The sequence below is a fragment of the Solimonas terrae genome (assembly GCF_011067135.1).
GTDB lineage: Bacteria > Pseudomonadota > Gammaproteobacteria > Nevskiales > Nevskiaceae > Solimonas > Solimonas terrae.
Map to the genome: position 1 here is coordinate 62,629 of NZ_JAAMOW010000011.1, position 23,463 is coordinate 86,091.

21 protein-coding genes are annotated in these 23,463 nt (G+C 65.9%); 14 read left to right on the forward strand and 7 right to left on the reverse strand.

What is annotated here, in order from left to right:
- The first annotated feature begins 195 nt into the window (after positions 1-195).
- The 4 genes from G7Y85_RS18890 to G7Y85_RS18905 all read left to right on the forward strand — a co-directional run bounded on the left by G7Y85_RS18890 (position 196) and on the right by G7Y85_RS18905 (position 5,479).
- Complete coding sequence (locus tag G7Y85_RS18890) at positions 196-2,031, forward strand: PhoX family protein (protein ID WP_166261191.1); 1,836 nt, start codon at positions 196-198, stop codon at positions 2,029-2,031.
- Positions 2,032-2,118: 87 nt separating this feature from the next.
- On the forward strand, positions 2,119-3,870 hold the full coding sequence (locus G7Y85_RS18895) for an Aq_1262 family (lipo)protein (protein WP_174839804.1): 1,752 nt from the start codon (positions 2,119-2,121) through the stop codon (positions 3,868-3,870).
- 110 nt (positions 3,871-3,980) lie between these two features.
- The gene (locus tag G7Y85_RS18900; protein WP_166261193.1) at positions 3,981-4,943 is read left to right on the forward strand and encodes a thiamine pyrophosphate-dependent enzyme; all 963 of its coding nucleotides are present in this window, start codon (positions 3,981-3,983) and stop codon (positions 4,941-4,943) included.
- Between the two features lie 80 nt (positions 4,944-5,023).
- Positions 5,024-5,479: a hypothetical protein gene (locus G7Y85_RS18905; protein ID WP_166261195.1), complete on the forward strand. Its 456-nt coding sequence runs from the start codon at positions 5,024-5,026 to the stop codon at positions 5,477-5,479.
- A 58-nt stretch (positions 5,480-5,537) separates the two neighbouring features.
- Here G7Y85_RS18905 and G7Y85_RS18910 read toward each other — a convergent pair whose 3' ends face one another.
- Positions 5,538-6,257: a pirin family protein gene (locus tag G7Y85_RS18910; RefSeq protein ID WP_166261197.1), complete on the reverse strand. Its 720-nt coding sequence runs from the start codon at positions 6,255-6,257 to the stop codon at positions 5,538-5,540.
- A 116-nt stretch (positions 6,258-6,373) separates the two neighbouring features.
- Between G7Y85_RS18910 and G7Y85_RS18915 the strand changes: the two genes are divergently transcribed.
- The 7 genes from G7Y85_RS18915 to G7Y85_RS18945 all read left to right on the forward strand — a co-directional run bounded on the left by G7Y85_RS18915 (position 6,374) and on the right by G7Y85_RS18945 (position 14,978).
- Positions 6,374-7,300, forward strand: coding sequence for a LysR family transcriptional regulator (locus G7Y85_RS18915; RefSeq protein WP_166261199.1), 927 nt, complete (start codon positions 6,374-6,376; stop codon positions 7,298-7,300).
- A gap of 31 nt (positions 7,301-7,331) precedes the next feature.
- Positions 7,332-7,685: a hypothetical protein gene (locus G7Y85_RS18920; protein WP_206675620.1), complete on the forward strand. Its 354-nt coding sequence runs from the start codon at positions 7,332-7,334 to the stop codon at positions 7,683-7,685.
- Positions 7,686-7,785: 100 nt separating this feature from the next.
- Positions 7,786-8,808, forward strand: a complete 1,023-nt coding sequence (locus tag G7Y85_RS18925; protein WP_166261201.1) for an agmatine deiminase family protein — start codon at positions 7,786-7,788, stop codon at positions 8,806-8,808.
- Positions 8,805-9,743, forward strand: coding sequence for a carbon-nitrogen hydrolase (locus G7Y85_RS18930; RefSeq protein WP_166261203.1), 939 nt, complete (start codon positions 8,805-8,807; stop codon positions 9,741-9,743). The genes G7Y85_RS18925 and G7Y85_RS18930 overlap by 4 nt, the downstream gene beginning before the upstream one ends.
- Positions 9,744-9,829: 86 nt before the next feature.
- A complete protein-coding gene (locus G7Y85_RS18935) occupies positions 9,830-10,966 on the forward strand; it encodes an acyl-CoA dehydrogenase family protein (RefSeq protein WP_166261205.1) in 1,137 nt (378 codons plus the stop codon).
- A gap of 112 nt (positions 10,967-11,078) precedes the next feature.
- Positions 11,079-12,242 carry an acyl-CoA dehydrogenase family protein gene (locus G7Y85_RS18940; RefSeq protein ID WP_166261207.1) on the forward strand — a complete coding sequence of 388 codons (1,164 nt, stop codon included), beginning with the start codon at positions 11,079-11,081 and terminating at the stop codon, positions 12,240-12,242.
- Between the two features lie 315 nt (positions 12,243-12,557).
- The gene (locus tag G7Y85_RS18945) at positions 12,558-14,978 is read left to right on the forward strand and encodes a TonB-dependent receptor (protein WP_206675621.1); all 2,421 of its coding nucleotides are present in this window, start codon (positions 12,558-12,560) and stop codon (positions 14,976-14,978) included.
- A 60-nt stretch (positions 14,979-15,038) separates the two neighbouring features.
- Here the strand turns inward: G7Y85_RS18945 and G7Y85_RS18950 are convergent, their stop codons facing one another.
- Together G7Y85_RS18950 and wrbA are read right to left on the reverse strand one after the other, a co-directional pair.
- Positions 15,039-15,395: a DUF2069 domain-containing protein gene (locus G7Y85_RS18950; protein ID WP_166261209.1), complete on the reverse strand. Its 357-nt coding sequence runs from the start codon at positions 15,393-15,395 to the stop codon at positions 15,039-15,041.
- Positions 15,392-15,985, reverse strand: coding sequence for an NAD(P)H:quinone oxidoreductase (gene wrbA / locus G7Y85_RS18955; protein WP_166261211.1), 594 nt, complete (start codon positions 15,983-15,985; stop codon positions 15,392-15,394). Before wrbA ends, G7Y85_RS18950 begins: the two co-directional genes overlap by 4 nt.
- A 58-nt stretch (positions 15,986-16,043) precedes the next feature.
- On the opposite strand from wrbA, the gene G7Y85_RS18960 reads away from it, so the two are divergent.
- Positions 16,044-16,514 (forward strand): nuclear transport factor 2 family protein, encoded by a 471-nt coding sequence (locus G7Y85_RS18960; RefSeq protein WP_166261213.1) that lies wholly within the window; start codon positions 16,044-16,046, stop codon positions 16,512-16,514.
- A 92-nt stretch (positions 16,515-16,606) separates the two neighbouring features.
- Positions 16,607-17,221 (forward strand): methyltransferase family protein, encoded by a 615-nt coding sequence (locus G7Y85_RS18965; RefSeq protein WP_166261215.1) that lies wholly within the window; start codon positions 16,607-16,609, stop codon positions 17,219-17,221.
- 25 nt (positions 17,222-17,246) lie between these two features.
- On the opposite strand, the gene G7Y85_RS18970 is transcribed toward G7Y85_RS18965, so the two are convergent.
- Genes G7Y85_RS18970 through G7Y85_RS18980 form a run of 3 tightly spaced genes read right to left on the reverse strand, consistent with a single transcriptional unit; the run spans position 17,247 to position 19,889 of the window.
- Positions 17,247-17,588, reverse strand: a complete 342-nt coding sequence (locus G7Y85_RS18970; protein ID WP_166261217.1) for a 2OG-Fe(II) oxygenase family protein — start codon at positions 17,586-17,588, stop codon at positions 17,247-17,249.
- A 23-nt stretch (positions 17,589-17,611) separates the two neighbouring features.
- Positions 17,612-18,181 (reverse strand): lytic transglycosylase domain-containing protein, encoded by a 570-nt coding sequence (locus G7Y85_RS18975; protein ID WP_166261219.1) that lies wholly within the window; start codon positions 18,179-18,181, stop codon positions 17,612-17,614.
- A 4-nt stretch (positions 18,182-18,185) separates the two neighbouring features.
- Complete coding sequence (locus tag G7Y85_RS18980; protein WP_166261221.1) at positions 18,186-19,889, reverse strand: proline--tRNA ligase; 1,704 nt, start codon at positions 19,887-19,889, stop codon at positions 18,186-18,188.
- A 219-nt stretch (positions 19,890-20,108) separates the two neighbouring features.
- Here G7Y85_RS18980 and G7Y85_RS18985 point away from each other — a divergent pair, with 219 nt between their 5' ends.
- Entirely contained in the window at positions 20,109-20,435 is a 327-nt protein-coding gene (locus G7Y85_RS18985) for a hypothetical protein (protein ID WP_194241252.1), read from the forward strand.
- 53 nt (positions 20,436-20,488) lie between these two features.
- On the opposite strand, the gene G7Y85_RS20715 is transcribed toward G7Y85_RS18985, so the two are convergent.
- Entirely contained in the window at positions 20,489-23,443 is a 2,955-nt protein-coding gene (locus G7Y85_RS20715) for a toll/interleukin-1 receptor domain-containing protein (protein ID WP_166261223.1), read from the reverse strand.
- Positions 23,444-23,463: the final 20 nt, after the last annotated feature.

A 23,463-nucleotide genomic window follows, 5' to 3' on the forward strand; every position in this document is an offset into this window, starting at 1 on the left:
AGTCGTTGATTGGAGCATAGGGCCGGGCCGCCGCGCCACTTCAGACCATCGGCTGGAGGCAAACGTTGCAGTCGATGTCACCAAACAGTCACCGACTCGCAAACATCCGCAACTACGGTGCTCGCGTCTTCCGGCGCCGCTCGTCAGCGCGCGACCCGACGGCCACGACCATCTGCGACCAAAGGGAGTTTTGACATGCAGCAGCGACAAATGCGCCAGCTCGGCGCCCATCTGGTGACCGCCTGCGCCCTCGTCGGCGTCTTTGCGCTCGCCGCCTGCGGCAACAACGATTCCGCTTCCGCGGAAGCGTCGTTCTCGCCGATCGACGACGCCGCCACCGACGGCGCCAAGCGCCAGGTCATCGGCACCGACTACGCCACCGTCGACGGCAAGACCAGCGAAACCGGCTACGTCACCATCCTGCGCTCCGGCGAGCAACGCGGCAGCAGCGCGGCGCTCAATACCTTCGGCCAGATCGTCGACGACACCAACAAGCCGATCCTGAAGGCCGACGGCTCGACGACCATCGCCGATTCCAACGACTTCTCGTCGATCCTGCGCGTTGGCAGCAAGCTGTACGCGGTTTCGCAATTCGAAAGCCAGCCCGGTTCGATGTACCTGACGACGCTTTCGCAGGACAGCGAGACCGGCAAGCTCAGCGCCGTCGGCACGCAGGCGATCAACCTGTCCGGCATCAACGGCATCTGGAATCCCTGCGCCGGCTCGGTGACGCCGTGGGAAACGCATCTCGGCTCGGAAGAGTACGAACCGGACGCCAGGAAGGGCGTCGGCAGCGCTGCGAGCATGGCCCCGTTCTTCGGCGGCGGCTCGGTGCTCGACGGCGACGCCAGCAAGGTCAACCCGTATTTCTGGGGCTTCCCGGTCGAAGTCGCGGTCAGCGAATCCGGCGTCGCGACGCCGACCAAGCATTATTCGATGGGCCGTTTCGCGCACGAACTGTCGTACGTGATGCCGGACAAGAAGACGGTCTATCAAACCGATGACGGCACCAACGTCGGCTTCTACCGTTACGTTGCCGATGCCGAGGCCAACCTCGGCGCCGGCACCCTGTACGCCATGAAGTGGACGCAGACCAGCGAGGCCGGTGGCTCGGAGCTCGGCACGGCCGACATTTCGTGGATCGAACTCGGCCATGCCAGCGACAGCGAAATCAAGGCCCTGATCGACGCCAAGCCGGCGTTCGCCGATATCTTCGAGCTCGGCACCGCCGCCGGTGGTGTCTGCGCCGACGGCTTCAAGTCGGTCAATACCAACGGCACCGGCCAGGAATGCCTGAAGCTGAAGAGCGGCCAGGAGAAGGCGGCGGCCTTCCTCGAGTCTCGTCGCTACGCGGCCTACCTGGGCGCGACCACGGAGCTGCGCAAGGAAGAAGGCGTGACCTTCGATCCGGACGGCAAGAAGCTCTACGTCGCGTACAGCGAAATCAACAGCGGCATGGAAGACAACAAGAAGGCCGGCGTCGCCAACACCGCCAATGACGTCGGCGGCCCGAACGACATCAAGCTGCGCTACAACCAGTGCGGCGCCGTCTATGCCTACGACGTCGACAGCAATTTCGTCGCGACCAAGGCAACCGGCATCCTCACCGGCCGCATGACGACCAAGCGCGATCCGAACATGACGAACCCGTCGACGATGGCCGCTTATGCCGACGACAGCCCGTTCGTCAACAACAGCTGCGATGTCGATGGTATCGCCAACCCCGACAACATCAGCTTCATGGCGGGCCAGAAGACCCTGCTGATCGGCGAGGACTCGGGCGACGAGCATCAGAACGACGCGATCTGGGCGTACAACATCGAGTCCAAGAACCTGACGCGCATCGCCTCGACGCCGTACGGCGCGGAAACGACCTCGCTGTACTACTACCCGGACGTCAACGACTTCGGCTACATCATGGCGGTGATCCAGCATCCGTATGGCGAAAGCGACGGCGACAAGGTCTCCGCCGGCAGCGCCGAACGCCGCTCGTACTTCGGTTACATCGGCTCGCTGCCACCGCACAAGTAAGCAATACCGCTTCGTATCGGCAGTACCGGTTCCGGCGCGGCAACGCGCCGGAACCTTTTTCATCCATCGCGCCGGACCCTGTTTCCCATGCGGATTTCGTTCCACGCCGTCTTCCTTGCCCTTGTATCCGTCGCGAGCCTTGCCGCCTGCAAGCCACGGCCCGACGACGGCGGCGTCGACCTGCGTCGGCCAGTGAAGAACGACATCGCCAACATCCCCCCGCAGTGCTTCACGCGCACCCGCGACGCCGACGGCAGCGTCCACAACCCCTGCTACGTCTGTCACGCCGAAGCCGACGAGCCGAACTACCGGAGCCAGCCGGAAAACCAGCTGTCCTACGCATTTCCGATGCTGCGCGCTGCCGCGAAAGTGCGTAACGACTGGAAAAACCTCTTCGTCGATCGCCGACCGGCGATCGACGCCACCGCTGATCACGACGTGCTCGCCTACGTTCGCACCGACAACTACCGCCGTGACGACGGCGGCGTGGATGTCGCCGGACGCCTCGCCGAACTGCCCCGCGCCTGGGACGTCAACGGCAATGGTCGCTGGGACGGCTATACACCGGACGCGACATTCCGCTTCGACGGACGCGGTTACGATCGGCGCGCCGACGGCAGCACGACCGCCTGGCGTGCATTTGCCTACCTGCCGTTTCCGGGGGCCTTCATGCCCACCAACGGGTCGTTCGATGACGTGCTGATACGCCTGCCACCGGCGTTTCGCGAGCGCAGCGACGGCCACGAGGACATCGCCGTCTACGAAATCAATCTGGCGATCGTCGAAGCGCTGGTGCGCCGCCGGAACGTGGCGATCGAGCCCGTCGACGAGCGCACACTCGGCGCCGATCTCGACGCCGACGGCAAGCTCGACACGGCAAGCCGGGTCGTCTACGACTGGGCCCCGCTCGAAAAACGCGAGATGCACTATGTCGGTCGCGCCCGCGCCGAACAGGATGCCGGCCGCGTCCATGTCGCTGCCGGCCTGTTCCCGGAGGGCACGGAATTCCTGCACAGCGTGCGGTACCTGGACATCGCCGCCGACGGCAGCATCACGCCCGCCGCCCGCATGAAGGAGCTGCGCTATGCACGCAAGCTGCGCTGGCAAAGCTATTCCGATCTGCGCCAGACGGCGCTGATCGAAGGCAAGGAAGCCGCGCTGTCGCCCGATCGCCCGGAGCAGTATTTCGGCGATGCCGAGCGCGGCATCACCAGCAAGCTCGGCTGGGTCTATCAGGGGTTCATCGAGGACCGCCACGGCCGGCTCCGCCCGCAGACACGGGAGGAATCGCAGTTCTGCGTCGGCTGCCACGGCGGACTGTCCGCCACCGACGACGGCATTTTCTCGTTCTCGCGCAAGCTGGGGGCGGGCGCCACATACGGCTGGTATCACTGGGGCGACCACGCGTTCCACGGCTTGCCGGACCCGCTGCGCATCGACGGCAAGCCGGAATTCGCGAGCTATCTGCTCGACAACCATGCCGGCGACGAGTACCGCGCCAATGACGAAGTGCGCGCGCGCTTCTTTGCGACGGACGGCCAACCGCGCGCGGCCGCGTTTGCGCAGCTGAAGACCGATCTGTCGATCCTGATGCTGCCGTCAGCCGCGCGCGCGCTGGCGCTCGACAAGGCGTATCTCGCGATCGTCCGCGAGCAATCGTTTGTCCGCGGGCGCGATGCCGTGCTCAGCCCCGCCGAAAACGTCTGGCCCGCCATCGAACAGGACACGGCGACCGGCATCGTCATACCCCTGCCGGCGCCACGCCTCGCAAGCGACTGGCAAAGCAAGGGAATACCCGCAGTGCTGGGTGATCTTCCGCATGGCCCGGCATCGCCCTGACGGCCCAGAATTCCCGTCATCTGCCGCAGGGTTGCACGCGCAAAACGGGGTGTTGCGCCGCGACCGGAGGACTGCGGTCGCCCAAGCGGAACCACGGCAAGGGGGCGCAAGTGAGTTCGTCGGTAACGGCGCGGGACGACGAGGCCGGCAAGCCGGTGCTGACACAGTTTCTCGGTGCCGACGCACAACTGTGCGCACCGCTGCCGGAATTCGCACGGCACCCGGAAATGCTGCGCGAGCTGTATCGTCGCATGGTCGAGACCCGGATCTTCGACAAAACGGCCCTCGCGTTGCAGCGCTGCGGTCGGCTCGAACACTACAGCGCCTGTCTCGGTCAGGAAGCGATCGTCGCCGCCCTTGCGCTGAGCCTGCGTGCCGATGATCTGTTCGTCGCGGCAGGACGCGAATACAGCCTGCAGTCGCTGCGCGACGCCGGCCTGCTCGATGTGCTGCGCTACTGGAGCGATGCCAGCGCGCAGCAGCCCGCGCCCGCGTCACGGGCACTTGCCCGCGCCCGCGAGATCGCAGCAGGCGCGACGCCGGATCGGGCGTCGGCGATCGTGCTGGCACCCGGTGATGACGGACTCGCGGACGCAACGGAACTGCGTCCGTCGTTGAACATGCTCGAGCACCATGGCCTGCCGCTGATCTTCGTCGTTCCGCGTCGCCTGTGGCGGCAGCCGCCGGCCGCAGAAGACACGGCAAGGCTGACGAGCCGAACGATCGCCGCCGGCATCGTCGACGAACTGGTCGACGGCAACGATGCCATCGCCATGCACGACAGCCTGCAGCGCCATGTCACCCGGGCGCGCGGTGGCCGGGGTCCGGTGCTGATCGAAGTGATCACCTGGCCGCTGCGCGATCGCCCGCCGCACGCCGATGCCTTCGAGCCGCCACGCTCGGATGCCGAATTGCGGGCAGCCTGGGATCACTGTCCGATCAAGCGGCTCAAACGCTATCTGGAAAGCCGCCAGCTCTGGAGCGTGGACGACGAAGAGGCCTTGCTGCTGGACGCCGGCGAACGGGCGGGCATCGCGGCTTCCGCATGGGACGATGCCAGACGCCGGGCCTGAACCGGGGCTTGATGAACCTCATGCGGCTTCGCGCCTCTAAATCGTGAAGGAATCTCCCTTCCGTCACATGGAGTGCGGCGATGAACAAGCTCAGGCGTCAGGAAGACGCCAATCAGATCTCCGAGGCCGGAATGTTCTATCCGACCGGCTATATCGTCAGCGGCTTTGCCGATCGCGCGGCCGCCAGAAAGGCCGAACAGAGCCTGCACGCACAGGGCTTCGGCGATGACGACGTCCAGTACGTGTCGGCAGCCGACATGCACAAGGCAGCGTCCCGGAACCTCGAACACCCGTCCTTGTTCGCGTCGACCGGATCGAGCATGCCGACCCGCCAGAAGCAGCTGGAACTGGCGCGGGACGGTCATGACTTCGTGCTCGTGCGTGCGCCGGAGGCCGGTGACGAAGAGCGTGCCTTGCGCGCGCTGGCGTCCGCGCCGCCACGTTATGCGGTCAAGTACCGCCGCCTGATCATCGAGAATATCCTGCCGGACATTCCGTCCATTGCCGAGCCGGTCCGCAACAGCCGGGTCGCCTGACACCGCTGGTCCGGACCGAAAGCCCCGCGATCGCAATTGCGGATCGCGGGGCTCGCCCTTACGGCGCCTGCGGGACTTCGAACGGCCGCAGATCGAAGACCAGCACTTCGGCGTCCTGGCCGCCTGCGAAGCGCAGCGGCCCACCGCCGCGCAGGCGCAGGCCGTCGCCGGCCGCGAGCGTTTCGCCATTGAGCTCGATCGCTCCGCGGGCGACGTGCACATAACCGTGCCGCTGCGCCGGCAGTTCCAGCGTCGCGCTTTCGTCGCCGTCGAACAGGCCCGCCCAGACCCGCACGTCCTGCCGGATCTGCAAGGAATCCTCGCCGCCGTCGGGGGACAGGATCAGACGCAGGCGCCCACGCTTTTCGTCCTCCGTGAAGTGACGCTGCTGGTAACGCGGCTCGGCTCCGGTCACCGCCGGCATGATCCAGATCTGCAGGAAGTGCACATCGAGCACTTTGGAATGGTTGTATTCACTGTGCGCGACCCCGCTGCCGGCACTCATGATCTGCACATCGCCGGGCCGGATCACCGAACCGGTGCCCATGCTGTCCCGGTGTTCGAGCGCGCCGTCGAGGACGTACGAGAAGATTTCCATGTCGCGATGCGGATGCCGGCCGAAACCCTCGCCCGGCTCGACGTGGTCATCATTGATCACGCGCAGGTCGGAAAAGCCGATCTGCTGCGGGTTGTAGTAACTGCCGAACGAGAACGTGTGCCGCGACGACAGCCAGCCGTGTTCGGCGACACCACGCTGGTCGGCACGGATGATGTCCATGTTCTGCTCCCTGGCGGCTCGCGCCACCTCTGCGTTGACGATGGCGCCATCCTAGTGTCGACCATTCAATTGATAAATCGTCTATTGTGCGAATCACTGTCTCTAAAAAGATGACAATGAATCAACTCGAAGACATGCGCCTGTTCGTGCAGACCGTCGATTCCGGCAGCTTCACGGCCGCCGGCGAAAAACTCGGTCTGTCCAAGCAGTTCGTCAGCAGGCGGCTGGCGGCGCTGGAAGCGCGTCTTGGCGTTCGCCTGCTGATCCGTACCACGCGCAGCCTGCGCACGACGGCGCTCGGCATGAGTTACCACGAGCAGGCCAGTCGTCTGGTGCAGGAGGTCGACGCCGCCGAGCAGTCCATCACGCGCCAGAACCGCGCACCGCGGGGCCGCCTGCGCATCACGGCACCGATGAGCTTCGGCACCATGATCCTCAGTCCGGCCCTGCCACGCTTCATCGAAGCGCATCCGCAGCTGTCGGTCGAACTGCAGCTCAACGACCGCAGCGTCGATCTGGTCGGTGAAGGCTATGACGCCGGCGTGCGCATCGGCACCCTGCCCGACTCGTCGATGATCGCGCACCGTGTTGCGGAGATGGACATGCTGGTCTGCTGCAGCCCCGGCTATCGCCAGCGCCGCGGGACACCGCAGACGCCCGCCGACCTGCGCGAGCACGACTGCCTGCCGTATGGCCACGCTCCGAAGGTCGCCTGGAACTTCCTGCAGCACGGCAAGCCACGAGCGGTCGCCATCAACGGCCGGCTCTGCGCGAACAACGGCGAGCTGCTGCGCGATGCCGCCTGTGCCGGCCTCGGCCTGACGCAACTGCCGGCGTTCATCGTCGCCGCGCAACTGCAGAACGGTGAACTGATCAGCGTGCTCGACGATTGCCGCCCGCCGCCGCTCGGCGTGCACGTGATTTATCCGGGTCATCGCCAATCGTCGCTGGCCGTGCAGGCCTTCGCCGACTTCCTGCGCGTCACGCTGGCCGATCCGGTGCGCGCCGCCCCACCTGCGAAATCTTCGGCGCCAGTGCTATAGTCGGCTCAAGCTTTGGGGGCCAAGTCTTTTTATGCGCAAGACTTTTTCTATGATGGCGGCCGCGCTCTGCGGCCTGATCGTGTCGGCTTACGCGCTGCCTGCGTCGGCCGATGAACTCGTCATGCCGCCGGCCGGCGAAATGCCGCCGCACCCGGTGATCCTGCCGCACCGCGGCGAGCACGAGGCCACGGTACTCAAGGAATTCGGCGAGCCACGCCAGCGCCACGCGCCGGTCGGTGGCGGCAGTCCCAAGCACCCGCCGATCACGCGCTGGGATTACGACGGCTATTCGGTGTTCTTCGAGCGCACCACGGTCGTTGATGTCGTCGTCAAGGGCGATCCGCCGCCGATCTCGCACGTCGACGAACTCAAGCGGACGCCGTAAAGCAACAGCCGCATTCGCGCGGTAAAATTCGGTTCAGCGGAATACGGGGCGCGCACAGCGCCCCGCTTCGTTTCCCCTTCCGATCCCGAGTCGCCACGCCATGAGTGTTGTCCTCCCCGCCGAATGGGCGCCGCAAAGCGCCGTGCAGCTGACCTGGCCGCGCCCCGACGGCGACTTCGCGAAATCGTTCGATGCGGTCGAGCAGACCTTCGTGACGCTGGCGACCGCCATCACCCGCTTCCAGAAACTGATCATTGCCTGCGGCTCCGACCGCGAAGCCCTGCGCGCACGCCTGCTCGCCGCCGGCGCACGCGATGATCGCCTGCATCTGTTCACGGTCGCGGCGAACGATGTCTGGGCCCGTGATCACGGTCCGATCACGGTGTTCCGCGACGGCCACCCCGTGCATCTGGATTTCATCTTCAACGGCTGGGGCGGCAAGTTCGAAGCCGGCCTCGACAACACGATCACGCGCGCACTCGACGCACAGCAGGTCTGGGATGCACCGGTCGACTCGCTGGACTTCGTGCTCGAAGGCGGCGGCATTGAATCGGACGGCCTGGGCACGCTGCTGACGACCGAGCGCTGTCTGCTGGCGAAGACCCGCAATCCCGCCTTCGACAAACCGCAGATCGAAGCCCGGCTGAAAACCTGGTTCGGCGTGAACCGCGTGCTGTGGCTGAAGCATGGCGATCTGATCGGCGACGACACCGACGGCCACATCGACACGATCGCGCGCTTCTGCGATGCGAACACGATTGCCTACCAGGCCTGCGACGACGCCAACGATGCGCACTACGAAGACCTGCGCGCGCTCGAAGCCGAGTTGCAGGCGCTGCGCACCGCCAGTGGCGCGCCGTACAAGCTGGTCGCCCTGCCGCTGCCGACGGCCATCTTCGACGAAGACGATCGGCGCCTGCCGGCCGGTTATCCGAATTTCCTGATTCTCAACGATGCGGTGCTGGTGCCGACCTATGGCGACGCGATCAACGATCCGATCGCGCTCGGTCGCCTGCAGCCCTGCTTCCCCGACCGCGAGGTGATCGGCATCGATTGCCGCGCGCTGATCGCGCAATATGGCAGCCTGCACTGCGTGACCATGCAGATTCCGAGCGCACCATGAGCCCAGCCCCGAAGAAATCACCGAGCAAACCGCAGGACCGGACGGCCGGCCAGCGGCGGACACTGCGCGTCGGCGTCGTGCAACAGCCCTGCACCGATGATCGCGACGTCAACCTGAAGATGTCGGAAGACGGCATCCGGGCAGCCGCGGCCGGCGGCGCCCGGCTGGTGTTGCTGCAGGAGCTGCATACCTCGCTGTATTTCTGCCAGCACGAATCGACCGAACTGTTCGACCTCGCCGAAGCGATTCCCGGCCCGTCGACCGAGTTCCTCGGCGCACTCGCCAGGGAACTCGGCGTGGTCATCGTCGGCTCGCTGTTCGAGCGCCGCGCGCCGGGCCTGTACCACAACACGGCCGTCGTGCTCGAAAAGGATGGCTCGCTGGCCGGCAAGTACCGCAAGATGCACATCCCGGACGATCCGGGCTACTACGAGAAGTTCTACTTCACGCCGGGCGACCTGGGCTTCACGCCGATCGAGACCAGCGTCGGCAAGCTCGGCGTGCTGGTGTGCTGGGACCAGTGGTATCCGGAAGCCGCGCGCCTGATGGCGCTGGCCGGTGCCGACGTGCTGCTCTATCCGACCGCGATCGGCTGGAACCCGGACGACAGCGCGGAAGAACGTGCGCGCCAGCGCGACGCCTGGGTGACGATCCAGCGTGCGCATGCCGTTGCCAACGGCCTGCCGGTGATCGTCGCCAACCGCGTCGGCTTCGAACCCGACCCGATGGGCCAGTGGCCCGGCTCGCAGTTCTGGGGGCACAGCTTCGTCGCCGGCCCGCAGGGCGAATTCATCGCCAAGGCCGGCGAGAAAGCCGACGTCTTGGTCACCGACGTCGACCTGCAACGCAGCGAGGACGTGCGGCGCTGGTGGCCGTTCCTGAGGGATCGCCGCATCGACGCCTATAACGATCTGGTCAGGCGCTTTCGCGACTGAACACCACCCGCCAGGGGTGGGGCCAAAACCAAACGCACGCGCGACAATGCGCGCCGGTAAGACTTGCCATAAGCCGAGGTAACACGATGGGCACCGAAGAACTCGAACTTTTCCGCGACACCGTCAAGCGCTTTCTCGCCGACAACGTCGAGCCGCACTACGAGAAGTGGGAAAAGGCCGGCATCTTCCCGAAGGATTTGTACCTGCAGATGGGTGAAGCCGGACTGCTCTGTGTCGATCAGCCCGAGGAATACGGCGGCATCGGCGCGCCTTTCGAGTTCTCCTGCGTGATCGTCGAGGAGGTCGCGCGCATGGGTTTTCTCGCACTGGCCTCGAATCTCACCGTGCATTCGGACATCGCCGCGCCGTACATCCTCCACCTGGGCAGCGAAGCGCAGAAGCAGAAGTACCTGCCGAAGATGGCGTCCGGCGAATGCATCGGCGCGATCGGCATGACCGAACCCGGCGCCGGTTCCGACCTGCAGGGCATGAAGACCAGCGCAACGCCCGACGGCGACGACTACCTCATCAACGGCTCCAAGACCTTCATCACCAACGGCCAGCATGCCGGCGTGGTCGTGCTCGCGACCAAGACCGATCCCAAGGCCGGCGCCAGGGGCACCACGCTGTTCACCGTCGACACCACGTTGCCGGGCTTCAAGCGCGGCCGCAATCTCGACAAGATCGGCCTGCATTCGGCCGATACCTCGGAGCTGTTCTTCGACAACCTGCGCATTTCCAAGGACGAAGTGCTGGGCCGCCTGGGCGGCGGCTTCGGCCACCTGATCGACGAGCTGCCGCGCGAACGCCTGGTGCTTGCCGTGTCGGCCGTCGCGCATGCGCAGGGTGCACTGGAAAAGACCATCGAATACGTGACGACGCGCAAGGCCTTCGGCACGCCGATCGCCTCGTTCCAGAACACGCGCTTCGAGCTGGCGAAGATCAAGACCGACATCGAGATCCATCGCGCCTACATGGAGAAGTGCACGGCGATGTATGCGAACGGCACGATGGACGTGACGACCGCAGCGATGATCAAGCTCGCGACGACCGAGATGGAAGGCCGGGTCACCGACGCCTGCCTGCAGCTGTTCGGCGGCTACGGTTACATGACCGAGTATCCGATCTCGCGCTACTGGGCCGACGCGCGCATCCAGCGCATCTACGGCGGCACCTCGGAGATCATGAAAGAAGTGATCGCACGCTCGCTGGTCGGGCGCTGATTCGTCTTTTGCCTACTGCGATCCGGTGATGCATCACCGGATCGCAGGCCGGACCATGAGCTGCGGCGCCATCAGGCCCGCAGCTTTTTCATTTACCGATCCGAATTCCGACATGACCGCCGCCGAACCCCAGCGCAACGAAGCCCTCGACTCCGAATTGACCGCCTGGCGCGACACCGTGCGCCGCTTCCTTGCCGATGAGGTCGAGCCGCATTACGAGCAATGGGAAAAGGCCGGCATCGTGCCGCGCGAGCTGTATCTGAAGATGGGCGCGGCGGGCTTCCTGTGCGTGGACGTGCCGGAGGAATACGGCGGCGCCGGCGCGCCGCTGGAATTCTCGTTCGCGATCGCCGAGGAATCGGCGCGACTCGGCTACATGTCGCTGACCTCGAACCTGATGATGCACTCGGACATCGTCGCGCCCTACATCCTGCATCTCGGTTCCGAGGAACAGAAGCAGAAATATCTGCCGAAGATGATCAGCGGCGAATGTTTCGGCGCACTGGCGATGACCGAACCCGGCACCGGCTCCGACCTGCAGGCGATCAAGACCAACGCCCAGCCTGACGGCGAGGGCTATCGCCTCAACGGCTCGAAGACCTTCATCACCAACGGCCAGCACGCCGGCGTCGTCATCGTCGCCGCCAAGGACGGCAGGCTTGGCGGCAAGGGCATGACGCTGTTTCTGGTCGATACCGAACTGCCCGGCTTCAAGCGCGGCCGCAATCTCGACAAGATCGGCATGCACGCCGCCGATACTTCGGAGCTGTTCTTCGACAATGTGCCGCTCGGGGCCGGTGCGGCGCTCGGTCGCGCCGGCAACGGCTTCGGCCACCTGATGGATGAATTGCCGCGCGAGCGCCTGATGCTCGCGGTCGCCGCGGTCGCACACGCTGAAGGCGCACTGGAACGCACGATCGAATACGTGACCACGCGCAAGGCCTTCGGCCAGCCCGTGTCGAGCTTCCAGAACACGCGCTTCGAGCTGGCCAGGATCAAGACCGACATCGAAATCAATCGCGCGTTCTACGAGAAGTGCTGCCGGCTCTACGCCGAAGGCAAGCTCGACGTGCCGACGGCCGCGATCATCAAGCTCGCGACCAGCGAAATGGAATGCCGCGTCGTCGACGCCTGCCTGCAGCTGTTCGGCGGCTACGGCTACATGAGCGAGTACCCGATCTCGCGCTACTGGACCGACGCGCGCATCCAGCGCATCTACGGCGGTACCAACGAAATCATGAAGGAAGTGATCGCCCGCTCGCTGGTCGGCCGCTAGCCGGCCTGAGCAGAGCACGCCACGCGGCGCCACCCGGAAGTATCCACAGCCGCCCCTGCGATCACGAGCAAGTGATCGCGCCGTCACGTGTACGTCGCTGAAAGATATTCAACCGACTGAACGCACGGCGCGCGTGCCCGGGAAAATCTCGTTCCGATTTCGGCACGCTTGCCTAATATTGGCCTAAGGCGTTTAATGCTTTTCGTCAAATAGACATCAGTGACGAGTAGTAGCGGCTGGCCCCTGCGATTTTTGCATCAGGCCTCGTCCTGACAGACAGCGGCATCGTCCGCCGCACAAGAAGGAGGAGCAGAGATGAAGTCGAATCCGTTCACCTGGGTCGTTGCAGCCGGCGCGATCAGCACCAGCGCGTTGCTGCCCCTGTCGGCCGCCATCGCCCAGGACACCCCGTCGGACAACGCGGCCGCCGCCGAAGCTGCGCCGGCAGCCGCGGCCGATGCCGTGCCGCTTGACGACACCACCGACATGGCGGAAGTGATCGTGACGGCCCAGCGACGCGAGGAAAAATCACGCGACGTGCCGATCTCGGTGACTTCCCTGACTGCCGATCAGCTCGCGACGGCCAACGTCAATCAGCTCTCCGACACCGCCCGCGTGACACCCGGACTGCGCTTCGATGCCGCGGGCCCGGCCGTGCAGCCAAGTATCCGTGGCGTCGGCACCGCGATCACGACGTCCGGCGGCGGCCCCAACGTCGGCATTTATGTCGATGGCTTTTTCCGCGCGAATACCTACGCGTCCGACTTCCAGCTCATGAATGTGGAGAACATTCAGGTCCTGAAAGGACCACAGGGCACGCTGTTCGGCCGCAACACGACGGGCGGCGCCATCCTCGTCTCGACGGCCGATCCGAGCCGCGAGACGTCAGCCGAAGCAAAGGCGGGCTACGCACGCTTCGACGCGCCGTCATTGCAGGCCTATGCCACGACCGGCGTCGGCGACAATCTGGCCTTCGACATCGAAGGCCTCTACCGCCGCGGTGACAGCTATTTCGACGATGCCACCGACGTGAAGAATCACATCGGTCGGTACGAGAACTGGTCGGTGCGCACCGGCATGAAAGCCGATTTCGGTGACGCGGGCTCGCTGCTGCTGCGCTACGAGCACGACTCGATGAATGACCCAACCTCGCTGATGTACAACGCGTTCGTCGACCGGCGCGGAGATGCGCGTTTCTTCTCGACGGTCGCCGATCCGCAGGCGAGCTACGGCTATAGCGATTCCCGAGGCCTTGCGTTGATCAACCGCGGCGCGCCGGACGGCTCCTACGCGACCAAGCCCGGCGATGTCGCCCTGAACCAGCCCGTGAGCTTCCGCCAGCGCACCAATGCGGTCGAGGCGACCTACAAAGCCGATTTCGATTTCGCGCAGCTGACCTCGTACACCCAATACCGGCACGACTTCACGCCGTACAACGACGATCTCGATTCCACGGCCGTGCCGTATTTCAACCTTTACATCGGCGTCAAGGACACGACCATTTCACAGGAATTCCTGCTGAACTCCAGCGACAAGGATGCGAGTCTGCAGTGGACAGTCGGCGCCAACTACTTCTACTACAAAGACGACTGGTCCGACCTCAAGGCGTCCGGCTACGTGCCGAGTTTCGGCGCCGACCCGGACACCACGCATCTGCAGCCGTTTGGTGGCTCCAGCACCACGACCGGTTCGCTCGCCGCATTTGCGGATGCCACCTATGCGCTGGTCGAGAACAAGCTGTTCCTGACGCTCGGCGGCCGCTTCAGTCATGACCGCGTGACCGACGCGTACTTCAACACCAATCAGTTCACGGGCTTCACCGGCTACACCGGACGCGACGGCGAAAACATTCCGTTCAATGGCGCCCCGCAGACGCGGATCGACGTGCCGAACCTCAGCGACAACAGCTTCACGCCGCGTGTGGTGCTGCGCTACAAGCCCGACGATGCATCCAGCATCTACGCGTCATACACGCAGGGCTACAAGGCCGGCATCCTCAATGTCGGCGGCTACTCGCTGCAACCGGTCAAGCCGGAAAAGAACAATGCCTACGAGATCGGCTACAAGTACGAAGAGCGCAAGTGGGCGCTTGACCTCGCGAGTTTCCTGTACGACTACAAGGATCTGCAGGTCTCGAGCTTTCAGGCCGGGGCCGCGCAGATCACCAACGCGGCAACGGCGCGCGTGTACGGTGTCGAAGGGCAGGTCCGCTACAGCGTGACGCGCACCTTCGACATCAATGCCGGTGCGACCTGGACGCACGCGCGCTATCGCTCGTTCAAGAACGCGCCGTTCTATGGCTACTGTGATCCGGCGGTGGCCGATCCGACCGCACCGACGTACTGCGCATCCGGTGACGGCTCCATCGTCCAGGTCACCAACGATGCCAGCGGCGACCGCCTGCAGCGCTCGCCGGACTTCACGGCGAACATCGGCGCGAACTATCTGATTCCCACCGACGCGAGCGGACAGTTCACGCTGTCCGGCAACGTCTACTACAGCTCGGCGTTCTATTTCGACCCCAGCGAACAGTTCCGCCAAGGCGCGTATTCGGTCGCGTCGCTGCGTGCGCAGTGGCAGGACCCGAGCAGCCGCTATAGCGTCGCGGTGTTCGGCGACAACCTCGGCAACAAGCACTACCTGTCGTACATCAACGCCAACACCACCGGCATCCAGTCGATCTGGGCGTCGCCGATCACCTACGGTGTGAGCTTCGGCGTCAAGTTCGGCGCCTGACGAAAAAGGCGTCCCGCCGATCCGCAGCGACATCGGTGGATTGGCGGAACGCCTTCCTGCTCACGGCGCCTGACGCCGTTGTGCTTCCGCTTCGCGCGTGCCGAAGCGCACGTACATGACCATGCCGGTGAAGTCGATCGCCGCCAGCCCGGCAAGCAGGAACATCAGCGACTGGGTCTGCGTCTGCGCGTAGCCGTTGGCCAGCAGCAGGGCGCAGTAGACCACGAGCAGCATGCTCGCCCAGGCGTGCACGTAGCGGCTGCCGCGCAACATGCCGGGCAAGGGCGCAAACAGCAGCAGGCCGGCGCACAGACCGAGCTTCGACGTCGAGGTGGCAATCAACAGGACGATCAGTGCCAGATGCGCGACCAGCGCCGTCACGCGCATGTAGACGCTGAGCATGCGCGGTGGCTTCATGCGAGCTTCACCGCGATCTCGGCGACGCGCCGGCCCAGCGCCAGGCACAGGGCTTCTTCGTCCTTGCTCAGCGCGCGCGGCTCGTTGCCGGTGCCGGCGTGATGGCTGGCACCGTAGGGCGTACCGCCGGCGGCCGTCGTCGTCAGCTGCGGTTCGCTGTACGGCAGGCCGACCAGCAGCATGCCGTGATGCATGAGCGGCAGCATCATCGACAGCAGCGTCGTTTCCTGGCCGCCGTGCAGCGTGCCGGTCGACGTGAAGACCGCGGCCGGCTTGCCGACCAGCGTTCCCGACAGCCACTGCGCAGAGGTGCTGTCGAGGAAGTGCTTGAGCGGCGCCGCCATGTTGCCGAAACGCGTCGGGCTGCCGAGCACGAGGCCGGCGCATTCGGACAGATCGCGCGCCTGCACGTAGGGCGGGCCTTCGTTCGGCACTTCCGGACCGCGCACCGCGTGATCGGCAGTCACCGGCGGCACCGTGCGCAGGCGCGCGCCGGCACCGTCGACCGCCTCGATGCCGCGCGCAATCAGGCGCGCCATTTTCGCCACCGAACCGTGACGCGAGTAATACAGCACGAGAACTTCAGTCATGGCGGAGTCCGCGGAACAGGGCGCGCTATTCTAGCGGCACTACTTCGGGGGAACCGTCATGCATCCCAATGCGCAGCTGCTGGAAACCTTCTACGCCGCGTTCGCCCGTCGTGACGCCGCGGCAATGGCGGCCTGCTATCACGCCGATGCCCGCTTTGCCGACCCGGTGTTTCCGGCGCTCGACGGAGCCGGTGTGCGGGCGATGTGGGCGATGCTCTGCGCCGGCGGCAAGGACCTGCGCATCGAGGCCAGCGGCATCGTCGCCGACGACAGCGAGGGTCGCGCGCACTGGGATGCGCACTACACGTTTTCCGGGACCGGCCGGCCCGTGCTCAACCGCATCGACGCCAGCTTCCGCTTCCGCGACGGCCTGATCGTCGACCATCGCGACGTCTTCGACTTCCACGCCTGGGCGACGCAGGCCCTGGGGCTCGGCGGCCGCCTGCTCGGGGGTAGTGGCTGGCTGCGGCGCAAGGTGCAGAAACAGGCGGCTGCCAGACTGGACGCCTGGCAGCGTCGCAAGCCCTGATGAGCCGCTGACGGAGGCCGCGCCGGGCCTTGACCGTGCGTTGACACGTCTTGCGCTGCAATAATGGCGTCGTTCCCTTCCGAGTACCTGCCATGTCCACCCTTGCCCGCGCATCGCGCCTGCGGATTCCCTTGTCCCGCGCGTTCGTCGCCCTGCTGGGCGTGGCGATCCTGTTCAACGGCAGTTACTGGAGCCGTGCCGGTCTGATGTTCGGCGATCTGCTGACCAGCCTGGGCCTGGTGCTGATCGGCGTCGCCACGGTCGGCCGCCTCTGGTGCAATCTCTACATCGTCGGCTACAAGAACCGCGAGCTGCTGACGACCGGTCCGTATTCGACCTCGCGCAATCCGCTGTATTTCTTCAGCAGCATCGGCGCCGTCGGCGTCGGCTGCATGAGCGAAAGCCTGATCATCACGGCGGTCATCGCGCTCATGTTCGCCATCACCTACCCGAGCGTGATCCTTGCCGAGGAGCGGCGCCTGGCCGATCTGCACGGCGACGCCTGGACGCGCTACGTTGCGACGGTGCCGCGCTTCTGGCCGAAATTCTCGCAGCTTGACGAGCCGGAGCAGTACACGATGTATCCGCGCCAGTTCCGTCGTCACCTGTCGGACGCGCTGTGGTTCGGCTGGGCGGCCGCGATCCTGCTGCTGATCGAAACCCTGCACGACGGCGGCTGGCTGCCGGTCTGGTGGCACGCGATGTAAGCGGTGCCGGCTCGGACCTCCACCGTCAGCGCCGTACCCAGCCGATGCTCAGCACATGGCGCGTGCCACGCAGCACGCGGCTGACGCTGTGCTCGCAGACATCAGGTCGGAACAGTTTGATGCGCCGACTGGCCCGGATCGGCGCCGCGCAGACGAACTCGCCACCCTCGCGCGCTTCACGAACCACGATATTGAGCCGGAAGTGCCGCCCCTCGCCTACCGGATCGGTGTGCGGCCGGATTTCCGCGCCTTCCGGAAAACGCAGCAAGTAGCAGTCGAACGGCAGCGGCCACAGCCCGCGCGCCAGCAGCATCTTGTCGTAACCCGACGCCTGCCGTCCGCGTTGCCAGCGCAGGAACTCGCGCATGCAGCGAGCCGACGGCCGAGCCATCAGCTGTGGTACCAGTGCCGGTTCAGCGCGTTGACGACCAGCATCGGGTAGTCGGGTTTGCCGTAGCTGCCGTTGTAGCGGCCGAGCGCGTTGATCAGGTTGCCGTGTTCCTTGTCGAGATAGAACTTGAGGATCGTGCAGCCCATGCGCAGATTGGTCTGCGTGTGAAACAGGTTGTCGTCGGGCTTGCCGATTTCCTTGAGCCAGAACGGCATGATCTGCATCAGCCCCTGGGCGCCGGCGCTCGACACCGCGTAACGATTGAAGCGGCTTTCGACTTCGATCACCGACAGCACCAGTTCCGGCGCGAGCTTGGCGCGTCGCGCTTCGCTGTGCACGAGTCGCAGCAGCTGCAGGCGCTGCGCGTCGTCGCGCACGAACGGCTGCAGACGCCCGGACATGTCGACGAACCAGACCTCGGCATCGAAGCGATGCTCGAAGCCGTCGGCCGCATCGATGTTCTTCGCCAGCAGCGCGCGCAATTCCGGCTCCGGCTCGCCGGTGGGGCCGGCAAATGCCGGACCGGCCACCACGGCGAAACAGCCTGCGAGCAGCAGTGCGCGCCGCATGGTCCTACGCCGACAGACGCTCGAGCACGGCAGCGGTGGTCGCCGCGATCATCTCGGCCTTCTCGGCGCGGCGATGCTTGTACTCGAATTGCTGCGTCGCGAGGCTCTTGTCGCCGATGACGATGCGATGCGGAATGCCGATCAGCTCGGCGTCGGCGAACATCGAACCGGGGCGATTGCCGCGATCGTCGAGCGCGACATCGATGCCGGCGGCGGCCAGTTCGTCGTGCAGCTTGTCGGCAGCGTCCTTCACGGCCGGCGACTTGTCGCTGCCGATCGGGCAGATGATCACGCGGAACGGCGCGATCGCGTCCGGCCAGATGATGCCGCTGGCATCATGCGACTGCTCGATCACGGCGGCCGCGAGGCGCGTCACGCCGATGCCGTAGCAACCCATCTCCGGGACCACGGCCTGGCCATCCGCATCGAGCACCGTGACACCCATCGCCCTGGTGTATTTGGTGCCGAGCTGGAAGATGTGACCGCCTTCGATGCCGCGATAGAACTTGATCGTGCCGATGCCATCCGGGCTGACGTCACCCTCGGCAATCATGCGCAGGTCGGCCGTCTCGGGCTCGGCACAATCGCGCTCCCAGTTCACGCCGCTCAGGTGATGGTCGTTTTCGTTCGCGCCGCAGACGAAGTCGGCAACTTCCGCCGCGGCGAAATCGGCGATCACCGGAATCGGGCACGCGACCGGACCGAGATAGCCGACTTCGCAGCCGAACACCTTGAGCACGTCTTCCGGCGCCGCCATCGTCAGCGGGCTCGCAATCTTCGGATGCTTGGCAGCCTTGATCTCGTTGAGCTGGTGATCGCCGCGCAGGGCGATGCCGATCAGGCCGCCCTCGGCGCCCTTCACGACCAGCAGCTTGACCTTGCCACTGAGCGACACCTCGAGAAATTTGCTGACCTGCTCGCAGGTCTTCTGGCCCGGCGTCGAGACTTTGGTCATCGCCGCGCCCGCCGCCGCGCGCGGCTTGCCGGACGGCAGCGTCTCGGCGGCTTCCACATTCGCGGCATAGGTTCCGCCTTCGGCAACCGCCAGCAGGTCCTCGCCGGAACCGGCCAGGATGTGGAATTCCTCGGACAGCGCGCCGCCGATGTTGCCGGAGTCGGCTTTCACCGGCCGGAAGTTCGCGCCGAGCCGCGTGAAGATGCGCACGTAGGCGTCGCGCATGTTCAGATATTCGCGGTGCAGGTCGTCCGCCGTCATGTGGAAGGAATACGCATCCTTCATCAGGAACTCGCGCGAACGCATCACGCCGAAGCGCGGGCGGCGCTCGTCGCGGAACTTGGTCTGCACCTGGTAGAAATTGACCGGCAGCTGTCGGTAGCTGCGGAAGTCCTGGCGAAAGTGATGGCAGATCACTTCCTCGTGCGTCGGCCCGTAGCAGAAATCATTCTGGTGCCGATCCTTGAAGCGCAGCATTTCCGCGCCCATCTTGTCCCAGCGTCCGGACTCCTGCCACAGCTCCGCCGGCTGCACCGACGGCATCAGCACTTCCAGTGCACCGGCGCGATTCATCTCCTCGCGCACGATCGCCGCGATCCGGGTCAGCGTCCGCAGGCCGATCGGCATCCAGCTGTACAGACCGCTGCCCAGCTGCCGGATGTAGCCGGCGCGCAGCATCAGTTGATGGCTGACGACCTGCGCATCGGCAGGCGTCTCCTTGGTCGTCGACAGCGGAAATTTCGAGAGGCGCATGGCAGGCAGGTGATCGTTCCGAATCCGAAGGCGCGGATTGTAGCGGTGCGCGCGTGGCACGTCAGAACCTTCGAGTCGATGCCGGCGCTGCGTACGGTGAGCGGTTCGCGGATGGTCATACTTTGCGCGGCGCGCGGCAGTGCGCTAGCTTCACTGCTGCGGACCAATCGGGCGTCTTTTCCGACGCGAATCACTTAGCGCCATGCACGGGCAAAAGGGATGCGCCGCAACATCGTGGTTATGCGACATCACAGGGAGATTGACATGGGTGAAGTGGTTACCGGAACCGGACCGACGAAAATGATGGCAGCACCGGCGCCGAAGAAAGCGCCGAAAAAGGCTGCGAAGAAAGCAGCCAAGAAGGCAGTCAAGAAAGCCGTGAAGAAGGTGGCGAAGAAGGCACCGGCCAAGAAGGCCGCTGCCAAGAAGGCGCCCGCCAAGAAAGCCGCGAAGACCGGCGCCGTGAAGAAGGTCATCGCCAAGGTGAAGAAGCTCGTCGCCAAAAAGGCGCCGGCCAAGAAGGCCGCGAAGAAAGCCAAGAAGTAAGCCGTAGTGCCCGTGCGACGGTCGCCAGGCTCAGGCCTGTCGACCGTCGTTTTTCATGGTCCGGCCGCTGCGCTGCAGGCCGACACATCGGCGGCGCCTTGCGCGAGCGCATCGCCGACCACCCGCCACGATGCACGACAGCGCAGATCGCGGGCCAGGTTCGTCGCACTGCGGTCTTCCCGGGCCAGCGTCCACAGGCGCGCCCTGCCGTCACGACCACTGCTGATGATGGCCTTTCCGTCCGGCGTGAAACGCGCGCCGTTCCACTGGATCAGATCGTCGTGCGCCACGAAGGCGTCGAGCAGTTCGCCCGTCGCCGAATCCCAGACACGAATCGCTCCGTCGTTGCCGGCGCTCATCGCCAGTGCGCCATCCGCCGTGAACGACACCGCTTCGACGGCACTGGTGTGCCCGCTCAGGCTCAGCCAGCGCTGGTCGCGAGGTCGCCACAGATACGCGAGATTGCCCCAGTCGCCGAGCACGATCTGCGTACCGGCCGCGTCGAAGCGCCCGCTCGTGAAATAGGCCGACGACGCGTCGCGCACCTGCGACAGCAGCTGCCCGCTGGTGGCGTCGAGCACGAAAGCCTGGGCACGCTTGGCGGTCGCCAGCAGGCGCCGGCCGTCGGCACTGAACGCGAGCACCGTGACATCCGCGTCGGCATCGTGATCGATCGGCAGACGGACCGACCAGCGCCAGCGCTGCGCCGCGAGATCGCGCAGCCGGACGACGCCGTGCCCACCAACCGCAAGCAGCGATGCGTCCGGCGCCATCGCCGTCGCATGCGCTTCGCCCGCGGCCAGCTGCAACTGCGGCTCGTCGCTCGCGAGCTTCCAGATCGTCAGGCCGTCACCGATCAGATCGGCGCTGAGGTAGTGCGCCGCAGCGTCGAAATGCAGCGCGGTCGGTCGCGCGCCAGCGGTGTAGCGATGAGTGGTCGCACTGCTGTCGGTGTCGACGATCTCGATGTCGCCGTCGCGCGCCGCCATCGCCAGCGCCCTGCCATCGCCGCTGAACGCTGCAGTACTGAGCACGCCAAGCTCGTCGGCATAGTGATGCAGACGCTGCAGCGGCGCGCGCGACCACAGGCTGCCGCCGCTGGCATCGCCGGCGAACAATTGCCGGCCGTCGTCGCTGACGGCAGTCGGCGGCGCGTAGCCTTCCGGTGCGGTACCGATCGTCGTCACCGGTCGATCGGGCAGCGCCCAGATCAGCAGTGCGCCATCCGCACCGCCGCTGATCAGGCGATCGCCGTCGGTTGCGAACTGGAACACGTTCGGCGAACCCTGATGGCCATCGAGCGTGTACAGATCGAGGCCCGATCCGACGTCGGAAATCACCAGTCGCCCTTCGACCAGCTGGCCGATCTCGCGGCCATCGGCGCGCATCAGGATGCCGTTGCCGCCGCCGCGCAGACGCGCGGCGTCGATCAATGCGCCGCTGCGCATGTCCCAGACGCTGGCCGCGGCGTGGGCGACACTCAGCAGACGGCTGCCGTCGGCACTGAACATCAGATTGGTGATCGGCTCGCGATGGCCGCTGCTCATGCGGACCGCACCGGTCTGCGCATCCCAGACACGCACTTCGCCGTCGCTGGTGCCGGCGGCGACCAGGCCGCAGCCGGCGGTCGAGGCCAGCACGCTCGGGTGACCGCGCAGGCCGTCGAACCGACGGCGCAGGCGAGCATCGGCCGCATCGCGCAACTCGACGATACCGTCGAGCCGCGCCGTCAGCAGCGAGCGCCCGTCGTGGCAGAACGCCGTCGCCGCATACGAGCCGGCAATGCGCCGGCTGCCGCCGGCCAGTGCCGCCACCGTGATGGAGGCGTCGGCCGCGACGTAAGCGACATGCGTCTCGCTGTCGTCGAGCGGGTTCATGGCGATGCCGAGAGCGTCGTCGCCGGCTGCGTACTGCGCCAGTGTCCGCCCGCTCGCGGCGTCCAGCAGCCGCAGGCGACGACGCGGCGCCTGCTCGTGACGGCTGTCGATCCAGATGACATGCCCGCCGTTGCCGTAACCGGACAGGAAGGCCGGCAGCGGCGCCAGATCGAGCGCGTATTCGGCGTGGCCGGTACGCGCATCGTAGGCGCGCAGCACGCGGTCGTCGCCGATCGCGTAGGCCTGCCGATCGTCGGGGCCGAGGTGAGCCTGAATGACGGGCGACGGTGTCGGGATGCGCAGACGCATGGCATCGACGACCTGCATCGCACGGCCCAGCAGATAGCGCAGGGCCGGCGTGTCCACACCGAGTCCATGGGCTTCGTTCAGATAGACCGCCGCGCGCGCCTCGTCATGCGCGAGCATTTCGTTGCGGCCCGCTTCGTACAGGTGCTCGATCCGGGTCTGCAGCGCCTGCGCTGCCAGCGCCGCACGCTTCTCGACCTGCTGCCAGTGCCAGCCGGCGCCTGCCAGCGCGACGAGCACCAGTGCCGCGCATGCCGTGGCGAACTGCCGCAGCAGTCGCCGCCGCCGTTCGCGCCGGTGCAGTTCGTCGTAGCCGACGCCGATCATGCCGGCGATCAGCTTCAGCGTCGCTGCGTCGCGACCGTCGGCAGTCGGCGTCGCGTCGGCGGCGAGCGGCTCGGTGACCCGCCCCGTCGGCTGTCCGTCGGCGTCGTAGTGCCGCAGCAGGGCGGGCACGAAGCACTGCTCGGAGGCGTCGATCTTGAAGCAGAGGATGCGCTCCTCGCGGCCGAGCTTCTTGAAGCTCTCGACCTCCTCGTTGACCCAGCGCGACGCTGCCGCACGCCCGGAGCAGATGACGATCAGGAAACGCGACTCGACCAGCGCGCGCTGCACAACGCCGCCGAGATCGGCCGAACTCGGCAACTCGTCACGGTCTCGGAAGATCGGATAGAGCCGCCGCGGAACCGCGGCGCCGGCGTGTTCGCGGCCGAGCAGACGGCGCGGCACGCGATAGGACTCGAAGCGGCGATGCAGCCAGCGCGCCCAGACCCGGTCGTGATGGCTGTAGCTGATGAAAGCCCAGTATCGATACGACTCTTGCACGCGCCGCCGCCCCCGTTTCC